The following is a 13,919-nucleotide window of genomic DNA, read 5'->3' as shown; positions in this document are numbered from 1 at the left end:
ATGCATAAATTGAAAAAACCACTGACTTTGCTCAAACCTTCAGGTTTGTTTTTTCAAGCTTTTTTAAGCTTTTGGCTGACTATAGCGAGTATCTTATTGCTGCTAGTCGTACTCAGTCAGTTTCAACCTGAGCGCCTTGAAAGCAAACCATTAAAAGGGCACTTACTCAATGCACTCAATCACCTACAGCACAATATTGAGCGATTAGTGAACGTAAAGGGGAAGGCGATAGAAAAAGTACTGAAGCACTCTCGTTTTACTGAAAAAAAATGGCTTTACCTTGCCCATGAAAACATCGAGCAAAGTATTAGCTCTCAACATAATAAACTCTCGCTCGATTTGTCTTTATTACACCTCGATGAGCCAACCCAGCCACAATTTATAGTCACTGAGCGTTACTACGCCTACGGGCCCTTTCCCATCACACTTGGACAAGAGCAATATCAACTTTTTCAAGTAAAACCCCTACGTGACCCACCACTGCTCACAAAAATGAAAATGCTCCCATTTTGGTTAAAAGCATTGGCCGTGATGCTGCCTTCGATTGCTTTAAGCATCTTGTTCAGCCGCCGCTTAGTTGCGCCTTTGACTGCATTAGGAGTTAGCGCAAAGAAACTCGCTTCGGGTACGCTCACAGCCCGAGTCACAGTCCCCAAGCGCAGACATGATGAGATCACAACACTCATGCATGATTTCAACCATATGGCCGACAAACTTGAAAAAAGCGTGATGACCCATAAACAACTTCTCGCTGACGTATCACACGAATTACGCTCGCCGCTTACTCGTTTATCACTAGCCAATGCCTTGGCTTCTGAACTGGCAAATGACGAGCAACAGAGTTACTTGGCGCGCATCGAAAAAGAAGCGCAATGTTTGGACAAGATGCTTTCCGATGTATTGACCCTGTCACGTCTAGAGCATGGTCAACAAGCATTGTATATGCAACCAACCAGCTTAAATGCACTACTCGATAACCTGCTAGCCGATGGCAGGTTTGAAGCTGAGCAAATGTCCAAACAGCTCTTGTTTAATGAATTGCCCGATATTTCACTGACTTGTGATGGAGAGTTACTCAGTAGTGCGATTGAAAATGTACTGCGTAATGCCATTCGCTATGCCAACCAATCCATTCATATTACCTTTCAACTCAATCAACAAGAATTAGCCATTGAAATTAAAGATGATGGTGAAGGGGTATCTGATGAAGCGTTAGAACAGTTATGTCAGCCGTTTTACCGCACCAGTCAATCCCGTAATCGAGATAGCGGCGGTATTGGTTTAGGTTTAGCAATTGCCAAACGCGCTGTTTTCGCGCACCATGGCACTTTAGAGTTTGATCATAATCAGCCTCATGGGTTGAAAGTTACAATAACATTACCAACATGACTTTTTACAGCCACAGCACCCAACTTGCACAGCATCAAAGCCTCATTGAACAGCATTGGCAGCAATGCCAACACGGCTACTTTGAAGGAACTCGTGGACGTTTATTTTATACTTCTCACGTGCCAGTTGGCGCAAAGTACTATGTTGTGCTGGTCAATGGTCGCATTGAGTCGGCTTGGAAATACCAAGAGTTACTATGGGAATTTGCGCAAAATAACCTAGCTGTATTTACCTTTGACCATATTGGACAAGGTTTATCAGAGCGCCTAACCCGCAACCCACACATTGGTTATGTGCCGCAGTTTTCTGATTATGCTGACGACCTTCATTTGTTTGTCGAGCAACTCGTCAACCCCCATGTAAAAGGCCCGCTATTTTTACTCGCCCACTCGATGGGGGCTGCCATTTCGTGTGATTATTTAGCTCGTTATTCCCCAGCTTTTGAAGGCGCCTTTTTATCCGCTCCGATGCTCGATATTCAAACCCATAATACGCCTTACACACTTGCAAAATGGGCCGCTCGAATAGCTTGTTTGATTGGCCTTAGAAAGCATTATGCCTTTGGACAAAGTGATTATAACCCTGTCGCATTTGCTGATAATCAACTAACCCACTGCCATACTCGTTACCAGCGCTTTCGTGCTTTATACCAAAAGGAAGCTGAACTCGCTTTAGGCGGCGTTAGTTTTGGTTGGCTTAATCAAGCCTTCAATTTTATTGAAAAGGTCCCAAGCCTTAACATACATTGCCCAATCTATATTGCCAGTGCCGAACACGATGAAATTGTCGATAATCACGCACAACTAAACTTTGCGAAGCACGCAAATGTGCAGATGCGAACATTTAAAAATGCAAGGCATGAACTGTTATGTGAGCAAGATGACATTCGCTACGAGGTGCTCTCAGCGTTTTACGCTTTTTGTGAAGCATTAGCGTTTAATGCTAAAGATACAGGATCTTGATGAATTAAAATATCCAATTCCCCATCAAACGCTTGTTGGATAATAGCAACCACTTCATCTGCAACCGTGTGCGCACGCATCAAGGGCATATGATCATCTAGCTCCAAGTGCAGCTGAATAAACTTCACCTTACCACTTTGTCGCGTACGTAAGTCGTGTACGCCATACACATCTTCGTGGCTAGAAGCTAACATGACAATTTCTGCTTTTTCCTCATCAGGCAACTCTCTGTCCATTAAGTGTGCCGCGCTTTCTTTGGCGATATCCCAACAGTTATAAAGCAAGTAGCCAGCAACACCAATCGCAAAGATAGGATCGGCATAAGCCACCCCATAATAAGACAACAAAATCGCCAGCAATACAGCAAGATTCAACAATATATCACCCTTGTAATGCAAAGAGTCAGCCTTCACCGCCACAGATTGTGTGCGCTTAACGACTTGATGCTGAACCGCAACCACCAGCAAGGTGCAAACAATGGCAAATAAACTCACCCATACACCCAGCAAAGAATGTTTCAAAGTAACCGGATTGATTAACCGCTCAACCGCATGAAATGCCAACAGGCTGGCGGAGCCGGCAATAAATGCAGCCTGACCAAGCCCTGCAAGCGCTTCAGCTTTTCCGTGGCCAAACCGATGATCATCGTCCGCGGGGCGCAAAGCATAGCTAAGTACTAGAAAACTCATCATCGAGGCACTAATATCGAGTAAAGAGTCAGTCAATGAACCAAGCATTGCGGCACTGCCTGACGACAACCAAGCCCAACATTTCGTGGCTATCATCAAACTGACCATCGCCATGGTAAACATACTGGCAAAACGCACTAATACATCATAACTTGCCTTCACGAGCTTCCCTTTTGTTCTACAGCGGACTCACTAAGTCCTCGATATTTATATTTAATAAGTGTACAGCTTAGCGAAATGAAGTGAAATATTGATGACATAAAAGCGCAAAACGCTTAGCCAGCTTTTATCACTGCGCTATACTAGGCGCTGCTATTTTTTCGAGGTGACTATGTTAGATATTGTATTGTACCAACCAGAGATCCCGCCTAACACGGGGAATATCATTCGTTTATGTGCCAACACAGGTTATGACCTGCACTTAATCGAGCCACTTGGCTTCGAGTGGGATGACAAACGTGTAAAACGCGCCGGTTTAGATTATCACGAATTTAGCAATGTTCAGCGCCACGCTTCTTTTAAAGACTATCTCAACAGTGCGCAACCTAAGCGCGTTTTTGCCTGCACAACCAAAGGTAAGACATACCACCATGAACCACAATATCAGGCGGGAGATTGCTTATTATTTGGTCCAGAAACTCGTGGCTTACCAGAGGAGATTATATTCTCACTGCCAGAAGAACAACGAGTAAGGATCCCAATGCGCCCAGACAGCCGCAGCATGAACTTATCCAATGCAGTCGCTGTGTTTGTGTATGAATCTTGGCGCCAACTCGATTTTGCTAACGCCCAATAAAGAAAAAGCGGAATTTATTCCGCTTTTTGCTCTCTACTCAACAAAGCCATAGCGGCTTCTTTGACATCTTTTTGCTGATAGAGCACTTGATAAATTTGCTCCACGATAGGCATTTCAATACCCGAACGCTGTGCAAGCAAATACACTTCTTTGGTATTGCGGTAACCCTCAACCACCTGGCCAATACTCTGCATTGCGTCATCGACACCTAGACCCTTACCAAGTGCCAAACCAAAGCGACGATTACGTGATTGATTGTCTGTACAGGTTAAGATCAAATCACCCAATCCAGCCATACCCATAAAGGTCTCTGAACGTGCGCCTAACGCTTTACCAAGGCGGCATAATTCTGCAAGGCCTCGAGTGATCAGCGCTGTTCTTGCATTCGCGCCGAAGCCAAAGCCATCCGACATGCCCGCGCCAATCGCAATCACGTTTTTCACCGCACCGCCAAGTTGGATACCAATGAAATCATCGTTATTGTATACACGGAAAGAACGGCCACAATGCAATAACTTAGCGAGCTGAGTCGCGAATTCACTCTGCGTTGCCGCGACAGAAATTGCCGTTGGCAGCCCTGCAGCCATTTCTTTAGCAAACGTTGGTCCGGAAAGTACAGCCAGTGGTACACTCTCACCCAACTGTTGCTGTGCAACTTCTTGCAACAAACGACCAGTATCAGGCTCTAACCCTTTGGTTGCCCACGCCACTTTTGCACCCGGTTGCAAATCCTCTCGGATCATCGCTAACGTGTCTGCAAAAGCATGACTTGGTACCACCACCAGTACAACTTCACTGGCCTTAACCGCCTTATGTAAATCGGCTTCTAAGTGCAAAGAATCTGGAAAAGGAATATCAGACAGATAACGTTGGTTTTTACGCTCAGCTGCAAGCGTCGCAACATCATCTTTATTTCGACCCCATAAGGTGACATGGTGACCATTACGGGCGAAACAAATAGCAAGGGCGGTGCCATAAGACCCCGCCCCTAAAACAGTTACAGCTGACTGAACTGAACTCATAAATTATGCGTCAGCAGTTTGCTCAGCTGGTGCTGATTGCGCCGCACGTTGCTGCATGTACTGTGCAAACAAAGCGTCAAAGTTAACTGGTGCTAGATTTAACTGTGGGAAAGTACCACGGTTAACCAAGCTTGCTACTGTTTCACGTGCATAAGGGAATAAAATGTTCGGGCAGAAAGCACCTAACATGTGTGCCATTTGCACTTCTTCTAAATCAGCGATTGAGAAGATACCTGCTTGTTGGATCTCACATAAAAATGCTGTTTCTTCACCCAGTGTCGCAGTGACAGTCAGCGACAACACAACTTCAAATACGTTGTTGTCTAGCTTGTCTGAACGCGTGTCCATATCTAGTTTAACTTCAGGCGTCCACTCTTTTTGAAAGATAGCCGGCGAGTTAGGCGTTTCAAATGAAACATCTTTTGTGTAAATACGTTGGATATTGAATTGCGCGCCTTCTTGTTGTTCTGCTGCGGCGTTTTGGTTCTGATCTGTCATGAGTGTTCCTAAATTCTTTAATTTTTAAATAATAAGTTTATAGACTAAGCAAAGCGTTTAGCTCACCTTTTGCTTCAATAGCCATCATATCGTCACATCCACCGATGTGTTTTTCGCCGATAAAAATCTGCGGTACTGTGTAACCGCCATTGGCTTTTTCAATCATTTGGTCACGCAACTCTGGCTGCTTGCCAATATCATATTCAGTGTATGTTACACCTTTAGCATCAAGCAATGCCTTAGCTCGGTGGCAAAATGGGCAATAATCTTTAGTATAAATTACAACGTCGGTCATGGCCTGCTCTCTGTTACTTTCCTGTTGTGGTTGGTAACCCTGCACTTTGCCAAGATCCCATGCCACCATTTAAAACATATACGTGTTCAAAGCCCGCTTTGTGCATGGTATTCGCTATACCTGACGCAGTCATGCCTGTTGTACACACAATTATAATGGGTTTGTTCTTTTGTTTTTCAAGCCCTGCAAAATCATTTTGTTTTGCTTTCTCTGCGCTTAAGTGTTTTGCACCTGCGATTCTGCCCGCGTTAAACTCTTTCATCGGACGAATATCAACGACTTGCCCCTCTTCACGGTTTACTAATAACGTAAGCTGTTGAGGGTTAATTTGTCTGATGGCAGAAAACTTACTTTTAAACCAGCTAGCGACAATCATCACAACCAACGCCAACCAAATAACACTTAGAATCGCGTTATTACCAATAAATTCGATGTATTGTTCCATGCACCTTCCAACTTTACACTTGTTGAGTACGCCATTGATAGTCCGTGACGTGCCCACATATTATGAATAGCCACGAAGTATAACGTTTGCATACGTTTCGGTATAGCCCTTTGTACATTGACCAAAGCATGAATTGCATCTCTATAACGCAATAAAGATGAGGATTAATCATCGCCACAGGGCTGAATATTTACACAAAACAAGGTATGCTAGGGCCAGAAATTAAGTCGCGCTTATTGTCTTAAGCCCACTTCGGCATGAATGAAGATATTAGTTCTTAAAGGAGCCCAAATGAGTACACCCAAAAAACCACTTGTCCTAATGATTTTAGACGGTTGGGGTTATCGAGAAGAAACCGAAAGTAATGCTATTTTAGCAGCGAACACTCCGGTTTTAGATCATTTATGGCAAACTCGGCCTCATACTCTGATCTCAGGTTCAGGGTTAGATGTGGGCCTTCCTGATGGGCAAATGGGTAACTCTGAAGTGGGACATGTTAACTTAGGCGCTGGCCGCATCGTATACCAAGATTTTACTCGTATCACCAAAGCTATTAATGACGGTGAATTTGAACACAATCCGGTACTTGTCCAGAGCATAGACAAAGCTGTCGCTGCGGGCAAAGCCGTTCATCTGATGGGATTACTCAGCCCCGGCGGGGTCCATAGCCATGAAGATCACATCGTTGCAGGCATTAAACTGGCTGCACAACGTGGTGCGAAAGCGGTTTACTTCCATGCCTTTTTAGACGGTCGTGACACGCCACCGAGAAGCGCTCAAGCCTCTATCGAGCGCATCGAAGCGTTGTTTGCGCAGCTTAACTGTGGACGATTAGCGTCAATTATTGGCCGTTACTACGCGATGGACAGAGACAACCGCTGGGATCGTATTGAATCAGCATATAACCTCATGGTTTGTGCGCAAGGTGATTATCAATACAATAGTGGTGTTGACGCCCTTCAAGCTGCTTATGCACGTGATGAAAATGACGAGTTCGTCAAAGCCTCTGTTATCCAGCCTCAAGATGCACAACAAGCAAAAATTGAAGACGGCGATACACTCATTTTCATGAACTTCCGCGCTGACCGAGCACGTCAAATGACCCGTGCCTTTGTGGATGCACAATTCAGTGCATTTACGAAACAAGTAGCACCAAAACTCAGTGCCTTTGTGATGATGACAGAATACGCAGCTGACATTGACGCACCCGTAGCATTTGCACCAGAAGCGTTAAACAATGTTCTGGGCGAATGGCTTGCTAAACAAGGCAAAACACAGTTGCGAATTTCTGAAACCGAAAAATATGCCCATGTCACTTTCTTCTTCAGTGGCGGTAGAGAAGATGAATTCGAAGGTGAAAAACGTGAGTTAATTCCTTCCCCTCAAGTGGCAACTTACGACTTACAACCAGAAATGAATTCTGAGTTACTTACAGATAAGCTCGTAGAAGCAGTTCACAGCGGCAAGTATGATGTGATCATCTGTAATTACCCCAATGGTGACATGGTTGGTCACTCGGGTGTATTTGAAGCAGCTGTAAAAGCCTGTGAAGCCGTAGACAAGTGTATTGGTCGCGTTGTGGAAGCACTAGAGCAAGTGGGTGGCGAAGCATTGATCACAGCTGACCATGGTAATGCCGAACAGATGACCAATGCAAAAACAGGCCAAGCTCATACAGCACACACCAGTGAGCCTGTACCTTTTATTTATGTCGGTAGAACGGCGCAAGCACATGCGAATAAAACATTGAGTGACGTTGCCCCGACGATGTTGCATCTACTTGGCATAGAGCAACCAAGCGAAATGACTGGCACGCCAATCATGACATTAAACTAAGTATGTATAACACACTTAGCAAGTTACTCTTGTTAGGTTTTTTATTAGCGGCAAGCAGCATTGCCGCTAATGAATCTCGCACCAAGCAAGATTTAACTGAAGTACAACAAGAGCTAAAAAAGAGCCAACAAAGCTACCAGCAGCAGCGTCAGAAAATCGCTGAGATGCGCGCTACGCTCAAATCTCACGAGCTTAGTATTGCCAAAAGTGCCAAAGCCTTGTCATTAACACAGCAAGGTATCAGCGAAAATAAACAGCAGCAATATGCTCTGAAAAGCGAAGCCAAAAGTCTTAATAAGAAAAAGCAAAAGTTACAACAACTACTCGCTGCACAGCTAAAAAGCGCCTACATGAATGGCACTCACGATTACTCAAAAATGCTTCTAAACCAAGAGCATAGCGCCACTTTAGAGCGCACAATAAGTTATTACGACTATTTTAACAAAGCCCGCATTCAGCAGTTGGACGAACTGAAACAAGTATTCGTAAAACTTGCCGAAAACCAACAAAAATTAGAAAAAAAGCAAGCCCAGCTCTTGGCTTTATCAGAGCAACAACAGCTGCGTCAATCAGAGTTAATTGCAGGACAAAAGCAGCGTCAAACACACATTCAAAAATTAAATACGGCTTTGCGAGAGACCGCACAAGCCATCGATTATCTAAAAGAAAATGAACAAACCCTTATCACCACTTTGGAAGAATTAGCAAAGGTACAAGAGCCCGCTGAGATTGTGCTCGATGGACTTAGCACCAGCAAAGGACAACTACTTTGGCCTAGTGATGGTCGCTTAAGATACAAGTTTGGACAGCGTAAGCATGCTGGAATGAGCTGGAAAGGCGTGCTGATCCAAGCTGAAGCAGGCATGCCAGTAAATAGTATAAGACAAGGTCAAGTCGTGTATGCTGATTGGCTCAATGGCTTTGGATGGGTCATCGTCGTTGATCACGGAGAGGGATTTATGAGCCTGTATGGACATACACAAACCCTACTCAAAGATGTCGGCGATCTTGTAAATACAGGGGAAACTATTGCCTTAGTAGGACAAAGCGGCGGGCAGGCTCGTTCTGGTCTATACTTTGAAATACGGCATAAAGGAAGCGCTGTCGACCCGGTAAAATGGTGTAAAGCAAGTTAATTGAATAACCCGTGCTGCACCAACACTTGGAGCAGCACATGACATTCACTCACTTCACAAGAAAAGACTTTTTGCAGATTGTAAACGCATGGCGCATATCGTTACTGTGTGTTTTGTTAAGTCTGGCTTTGCTTTCCGTTTCCTCAAATGCAAAACAACAATTTACCCAAGAACAAGTCAATGAAATTGTTTTTCATATTCACGCCTATTACGTTGAAGACTTACCACTTAGCCACGTTCATTTTAAAAACTTCGACACCTTGCTAAAGCAACTTGACCCATATTCAAAGTATTTATCTGAAACAGAATTAGAGGCTATTTTTAGCGCGGCAAATGGTCGCTATACCGGTATAGGCATTGAGGTTGAAGAGCGAGAAAACCGCATCGTCATAGTCAACACCTTACCGGGTTCTCCTGCTGAACTTGCAGGCATCGAAGGGGGTGATAAGTTAGTTGCAATCAACTCTGAAGACGTCACCAACAAAAACATTGAACATGTATCAAAACTGCTTCAAAAAGCGCAACTTTCTACTATTCAAGTCACCGTTGAGCGCGCAAAGAGCAAACTTACATTAGCGCTGCGCCGCCAAGAAATTAACTTACAAAGCGTCACGAGCCAACTACTTGCTCATGGAAATGGATATATTTCGCTGAATAGTTTCAACAATAATAGCTTTCACGATGTTGCCAGACACATCAATAAGATGACATCTAATAATGGAGCGCCTTTATCAGGCCTTATTATCGACCTGAGAGATAATCCTGGTGGGACATTAACCGCGGCAGTGGCGATTTCAGATCTATTCCTAAATTCGGGCGTTATTGTCTCCACCAAGGGACGCTTTTATGACGCAAACCAACAATTCAGTGCTCAACACGGTGACATTCTTAACGGTGCTCCGCTTGTGGTCATGATCAATGAAAACTCCGCTTCTGCATCTGAAATTTTGGCTGGTGCTCTGCAAGACAATCAAAGGGCTTTAGTGGTAGGTACAAAATCCTTTGGTAAAGGCTCTGTACAATCGCTTATCCCTATAGGCAATGGTACGACGGCACTGAAATTAACAACGGCTCGTTACTACACGCCACAAGGGCGTTCCATTGAAGGGGTGGGTATTGAGCCTGATATCACGCTATCGAAGCAAGTACTTTCACAAATGAGTAAACAGGTTATAATGACTGATGAACAAACAAGCAAAAGTGAGCTACTTGCTAAATTAGATTCTCATTTGCTCAATGCTAAAAAGTTACTTGAAAACCAATAATATTTAAAACAAAACCACAATAATAAGAATGGAAAAGTGCAGGTTATTTATCGGGGAATTGTAGCGCTTTGGCTACTCGCGTTGCCGTGTGTAGCCAAGCAAATTGCCATTGTTGTTGATGACATTGGCAACCACAAACGAGACTTACAGTTGCTGGAATTACCCGGACAGCTGTCTTTTTCTATTTTACCGCATACCCCCTATTCTCAGCAGTTCGCTTATTTAGCCAGCCATGCAGATAAAGAACTGCTTCTTCATGTACCCATGCAATCATTGCAGGATAAAGCGCTAGGCCCTGGTGGACTGACTCTTAATATGAACAAATGGCAGCTTCAGAGCACCCTAGGACACGCTTTGGCTACATTACCTCAAGTTAAAGGGGTCAATAATCATATGGGTTCAGCCTTAACGCAATATGTAGAACCAATGAAATGGACCATGGAGATACTCAAAAAGCGAGGGTTATTCTTTTTAGACAGTAGAACGACCGAATACACTCAAGCTCAAAATGTCGCAAATTTATATGGTGTTGAGAACATTGGTCGACACGTTTTTTTAGATAATATACTCACTGAAGAAGCACTTAGCGCACAATTAGAAGTACTCAAAGAAAAAGCGGATAACGAAAGGTTTGCGATAGCGATTGCCCACCCTTACCCTGAAACCATGGCCTTTTTACAAAACGTATTACCCGAATTAGAAGCCCAAGGATATGAGCTAGTTCCTGTATCACGGCTTGTCGAGTCAAAGTATATTCAACTTGCCAAACATGCCCAAACAAGTGCCGTATCACCTATTCCTGCAAGCGAATAAATAATAATCGGCACACTTTGTCCATTCTTTGATCTCACTCCATGCACAATTTGCCAATGTGCGTTATAACTTTACTGTGTATTGCCAATAATAAAGGAAGTCATTATGTTACATACGGTCGCCGATCTGATGACTGTTGATCCATTTGCCGTTGACAGCAAAGCCTCGTTAAAAGACGCTCATGATCTTATGCGAGAAAAGAATATACGTCATATACCTGTGATTAATGAACAAGGTATACTGCAGGGGATGCTGACGCAAAAAATTATGATTTCGAAAGTGATGGGAATTATGGCCACTTATGGTGCGAATGCACTAGAGAGAAAAGAAAAATACACGCTAGTTGGAGATGTTATGGCAACCGACTTCGCCAGTATTCAGCCAACGCAAAGTTTAGCTGAAGTTGCGGAGTTTTTTGTCAAGAACCGTCATGGCTGTATGCCTGTAGTCGACGAACAAAATAAGTTATTAGGCATTTTGACTTCGTCAGACTTTGTCCGTTTAGCAGCGGCCTTACTCAGCTAAAAAGCAAAAAGTAACAATGTACTGACAACTGCCATTGTTACTTTTCACATTTGACTAAAACAATTACGCTTTTTCAGCTAGCGTTCTAGCAACGGTACGCATACCTACCGTTGTGGCACCAGGCGCCCACTGCGCACTTGCGCCATCTCTAAACGATGCAGCTAAATCAATATGAACCCACCCTTTACCTTCATTTGGTACAAAGCGTGAGAGGAACCCAGCTGCATTTGATGCCCCACCAAAACCGCCGCCTTTTTGTGCTCGGCTATTTGCCGTATCCGCATAGGCAGAAGGGCAATTATTCTGATGCCATTTTTCAAGTGGCAATGGCCACGCAGCTTCAAACTCTTGCTCAGCAAATTGCTGAACATCATTTATCAACTCTTTATCCAAACCAAATAAAGCATTGTATTCCTGCCCTACTGCAACTAGCGCAGCTCCTGTAAGCGTCGCAGCATCAATGATAAGCTCCGCACCACTTTCACCAGCTGCCATCAAGCCATCCGCTAACACCAAGCGACCTTCTGCGTCAGTATTTACGATTTCAACGGTTGTGCCATTTTTATAGGTAAGAATATCACCAAGCTTATAAGCGTGTCCTGAAATCAAATTCTCCGCACAACACAAAAATAGTTTAATGCGTTTATTGATGCCACGTTGAATCGCCAAAGCCAAGCCTGCGGTCACAGTAGCTGCACCACCCATATCACACTTCATGCCCAGCATACCTTCGCTCGATTTGATTGAATAACCCCCCGAATCGAAAGTGATCCCCTTACCGACCAAAGCGGCACTCACTGGAGCTTGTGCATCGCCCGTTGGGTTGTAATCTAACTCAAGCAAAACAGGAGGGCGCTCGCTACCACGGCCTACCTCATGAATACCAATCCATTGCTGCTCTAACAAAGCCTTGCCCTTAATGATCTGATAGCTCACATGCTCAGGCGCTAAAGACTGAATAAACTCAGCCGCGGTACCCGCTAAACTTTCTGGGTAAATATCTTCAGCTGTGCCATTGATCATTTGTCTGGCCCATGTTGCAGCATTTTGCAACGCACTCAATTCATTAAGATCCGATTTGGCATTGTCTACAAATTCAACACCAGTGAGTTGCTTAGGACTTACAAACCCCTGATAGAATGCCCACTGCGATTCAGTACACCAGCCATCGCCTTGCAAATGAACTTGAGTAATACCTTGCTGAGCCAATGTTCTCGCGGCTTTTTGAATGTTCTTCAACGTTTCCAACTCATTTAGGTGGATCGTTGCTCCTTGATTGTCAAAAGATAGTGCTGCGTTTGCACCCCAATGCGGTGCTGCGGCTTGTTCGCTTAAACGGACAATAAATTTGTCAGACATAGTTATAATTACTCTTGCGCTTATGAATAACTTAAAGTGTACACTAGCGCGTAAGTTGACCCAACCGATTGCGATTAATTGATGAAATTTTCAAACCCACTCAAAAAAGCCACACTCATCAAACGCTACAAGCGCTTTTTAGTAGATTTACACTGTGAGCAGCAAGGAGAATTCACTGTTCACTGTGCCAATACAGGAAAAATGACGGGTTGTGCTGATCCTGGATTTTCGGCCTACTACTCAACCAGCGATAACCCTAAACGCAAGTATCCCAACTCTTTGGAGTTGACTCAAAATAGCGCAGGTGAGCTGATATGCGTTAATACCGCACATGCAAACCAAGTTGCTAGTGAAGCAATCGAGAGAGGCGCGATTAATGAATTGACTGGCTATACGCAAATACAACGCGAAGTAAAGTACGGTCATGAAAACAGTCGCATCGATATTTTGCTTAATAACGAAAAAAACGCACCATGCTACGTTGAAGTCAAATCCGTCACTTTGTTGGATGCAAACAAAGGCTATTTTCCAGATGCACAAACGCTCAGAGGACAAAAGCATGTGCGTGAGCTTATTGCTTTAAAAAAGCAAGGGATCCGCGCCGTGTTGTTATATGTTGTCATGCATGAAGGTATCAACAGTGTCAGTCCTGCAGCACATATTGATGCGGCGTATACTGAATTAATCAAACAAGCCATTGCTGAAGGTGTAGAAATTCTCGCTTATAAAACAGCAATTTGTGAAAAAGAGATCATAATAAGTCAACAACTTCCCATTATTATGAGTTGAAATAAATAAATTTACCCATATATCGCAGAGAATTAGAACTTAGCCTCTAAGACTGAGATAACTGAGCAGACGTCATACTAAAAGTTAAAAAATGTTTGCT

General features: G+C 43.9%; 15 protein-coding genes. 9 read left to right on the top strand and 6 right to left on the bottom strand.

Features of this window, described 5'->3' with window-relative positions:
• Both ACW689_RS17365 and ACW689_RS17360 read left to right on the top strand, forming a co-directional pair.
• Complete coding sequence (locus ACW689_RS17365; RefSeq protein ID WP_476293282.1) at window positions 1-1,389, top strand: ATP-binding protein; 1,389 nt, start codon at window positions 1-3, stop codon at window positions 1,387-1,389.
• Window positions 1,386-2,351 carry an alpha/beta fold hydrolase gene (locus ACW689_RS17360; protein WP_476293281.1) on the top strand — a complete coding sequence of 322 codons (966 nt, stop codon included), beginning with the start codon at window positions 1,386-1,388 and terminating at the stop codon, window positions 2,349-2,351. Before ACW689_RS17365 ends, ACW689_RS17360 begins: the two co-directional genes overlap by 4 nt.
• On the opposite strand, the gene ACW689_RS17355 is transcribed toward ACW689_RS17360, so the two are convergent.
• Entirely contained in the window at window positions 2,300-3,163 is an 864-nt protein-coding gene (locus ACW689_RS17355; protein ID WP_476293330.1) for a cation diffusion facilitator family transporter, read from the bottom strand. The two genes, ACW689_RS17360 and ACW689_RS17355, sit on opposite strands and share 52 nt — an antisense overlap.
• Window positions 3,164-3,371: 208 nt before the next feature.
• Between ACW689_RS17355 and trmL the strand changes: the two genes are divergently transcribed.
• Window positions 3,372-3,836 (top strand): tRNA (uridine(34)/cytosine(34)/5-carboxymethylaminomethyluridine(34)-2'-O)-methyltransferase TrmL, encoded by a 465-nt coding sequence (gene trmL / locus ACW689_RS17350; RefSeq protein ID WP_476293279.1) that lies wholly within the window; start codon window positions 3,372-3,374, stop codon window positions 3,834-3,836.
• A gap of 14 nt (window positions 3,837-3,850) precedes the next feature.
• On the opposite strand, the gene gpsA is transcribed toward trmL, so the two are convergent.
• Genes gpsA through ACW689_RS17330 form a run of 4 tightly spaced genes read right to left on the bottom strand, consistent with a single transcriptional unit; the run spans window position 3,851 to window position 6,096 of the window.
• A complete protein-coding gene (gene gpsA / locus ACW689_RS17345) occupies window positions 3,851-4,858 on the bottom strand; it encodes an NAD(P)H-dependent glycerol-3-phosphate dehydrogenase (protein ID WP_476293277.1) in 1,008 nt (335 codons plus the stop codon).
• 3 nt (window positions 4,859-4,861) lie between these two features.
• The gene (secB, locus tag ACW689_RS17340; RefSeq protein WP_476293276.1) at window positions 4,862-5,356 is read right to left on the bottom strand and encodes a protein-export chaperone SecB; all 495 of its coding nucleotides are present in this window, start codon (window positions 5,354-5,356) and stop codon (window positions 4,862-4,864) included.
• A gap of 37 nt (window positions 5,357-5,393) precedes the next feature.
• Window positions 5,394-5,651: a glutaredoxin 3 gene (grxC, locus tag ACW689_RS17335; RefSeq protein ID WP_476293275.1), complete on the bottom strand. Its 258-nt coding sequence runs from the start codon at window positions 5,649-5,651 to the stop codon at window positions 5,394-5,396.
• 13 nt (window positions 5,652-5,664) lie between these two features.
• Complete coding sequence (locus tag ACW689_RS17330; RefSeq protein WP_476293274.1) at window positions 5,665-6,096, bottom strand: rhodanese-like domain-containing protein; 432 nt, start codon at window positions 6,094-6,096, stop codon at window positions 5,665-5,667.
• Window positions 6,097-6,387: 291 nt separating this feature from the next.
• Here ACW689_RS17330 and gpmM point away from each other — a divergent pair, with 291 nt between their 5' ends.
• From gpmM to ACW689_RS17305, 5 genes are all read left to right on the top strand, one after another.
• Entirely contained in the window at window positions 6,388-7,932 is a 1,545-nt protein-coding gene (gpmM, locus tag ACW689_RS17325) for a 2,3-bisphosphoglycerate-independent phosphoglycerate mutase (RefSeq protein ID WP_476293273.1), read from the top strand.
• Window positions 7,933-7,934: 2 nt separating this feature from the next.
• Window positions 7,935-9,068 (top strand): murein hydrolase activator EnvC family protein, encoded by a 1,134-nt coding sequence (locus ACW689_RS17320; protein ID WP_476293272.1) that lies wholly within the window; start codon window positions 7,935-7,937, stop codon window positions 9,066-9,068.
• 38 nt (window positions 9,069-9,106) lie between these two features.
• Window positions 9,107-10,333, top strand: coding sequence for a S41 family peptidase (locus tag ACW689_RS17315; RefSeq protein WP_476293271.1), 1,227 nt, complete (start codon window positions 9,107-9,109; stop codon window positions 10,331-10,333).
• A gap of 36 nt (window positions 10,334-10,369) precedes the next feature.
• Complete coding sequence (locus tag ACW689_RS17310) at window positions 10,370-11,146, top strand: divergent polysaccharide deacetylase family protein (protein ID WP_476293269.1); 777 nt, start codon at window positions 10,370-10,372, stop codon at window positions 11,144-11,146.
• Window positions 11,147-11,251: 105 nt separating this feature from the next.
• Window positions 11,252-11,671, top strand: coding sequence for a CBS domain-containing protein (locus ACW689_RS17305; RefSeq protein ID WP_476293267.1), 420 nt, complete (start codon window positions 11,252-11,254; stop codon window positions 11,669-11,671).
• A gap of 63 nt (window positions 11,672-11,734) precedes the next feature.
• Here ACW689_RS17305 and pepB read toward each other — a convergent pair whose 3' ends face one another.
• A complete protein-coding gene (gene pepB / locus ACW689_RS17300; RefSeq protein WP_476293266.1) occupies window positions 11,735-13,030 on the bottom strand; it encodes an aminopeptidase PepB in 1,296 nt (431 codons plus the stop codon).
• An 81-nt stretch (window positions 13,031-13,111) separates the two neighbouring features.
• Between pepB and sfsA the strand changes: the two genes are divergently transcribed.
• Window positions 13,112-13,819, top strand: a complete 708-nt coding sequence (sfsA, locus tag ACW689_RS17295; RefSeq protein ID WP_476293265.1) for a DNA/RNA nuclease SfsA — start codon at window positions 13,112-13,114, stop codon at window positions 13,817-13,819.
• Window positions 13,820-13,919 lie beyond the last annotated feature (100 nt).

The sequence above is a fragment of the Pseudoalteromonas sp. ABE4_541 genome, assembly GCF_056312285.1.
This window is presented reverse-complemented; position numbering and strand designations above follow the sequence as displayed.

Bases quoted from the DNA above. Each gene is read 5' to 3' on its own strand.
- ACW689_RS17365 (WP_476293282.1), top strand. From the start codon at position 1: ATGCATAAATTGAAAAAACCACTGACTTTGCTCAAACCTTCAGGTTTG.
- ACW689_RS17360 (WP_476293281.1), top strand. From the start codon at position 1,386: ATGACTTTTTACAGCCACAGCACCCAACTTGCACAGCATCAAAGCCTC.
- ACW689_RS17355 (WP_476293330.1), bottom strand. From the start codon at position 3,163: ATGTTTACCATGGCGATGGTCAGTTTGATGATAGCCACGAAATGTTGG.
- trmL (WP_476293279.1), top strand. From the start codon at position 3,372: ATGTTAGATATTGTATTGTACCAACCAGAGATCCCGCCTAACACGGGG.
- gpsA (WP_476293277.1), bottom strand. From the start codon at position 4,858: ATGAGTTCAGTTCAGTCAGCTGTAACTGTTTTAGGGGCGGGGTCTTAT.
- secB (WP_476293276.1), bottom strand. From the start codon at position 5,356: ATGACAGATCAGAACCAAAACGCCGCAGCAGAACAACAAGAAGGCGCG.
- grxC (WP_476293275.1), bottom strand. From the start codon at position 5,651: ATGACCGACGTTGTAATTTATACTAAAGATTATTGCCCATTTTGCCAC.
- ACW689_RS17330 (WP_476293274.1), bottom strand. From the start codon at position 6,096: ATGGAACAATACATCGAATTTATTGGTAATAACGCGATTCTAAGTGTT.
- gpmM (WP_476293273.1), top strand. From the start codon at position 6,388: ATGAGTACACCCAAAAAACCACTTGTCCTAATGATTTTAGACGGTTGG.
- ACW689_RS17320 (WP_476293272.1), top strand. From the start codon at position 7,935: ATGTATAACACACTTAGCAAGTTACTCTTGTTAGGTTTTTTATTAGCG.
- ACW689_RS17315 (WP_476293271.1), top strand. From the start codon at position 9,107: ATGACATTCACTCACTTCACAAGAAAAGACTTTTTGCAGATTGTAAAC.
- ACW689_RS17305 (WP_476293267.1), top strand. From the start codon at position 11,252: ATGTTACATACGGTCGCCGATCTGATGACTGTTGATCCATTTGCCGTT.
- pepB (WP_476293266.1), bottom strand. From the start codon at position 13,030: ATGTCTGACAAATTTATTGTCCGTTTAAGCGAACAAGCCGCAGCACCG.
- sfsA (WP_476293265.1), top strand. From the start codon at position 13,112: ATGAAATTTTCAAACCCACTCAAAAAAGCCACACTCATCAAACGCTAC.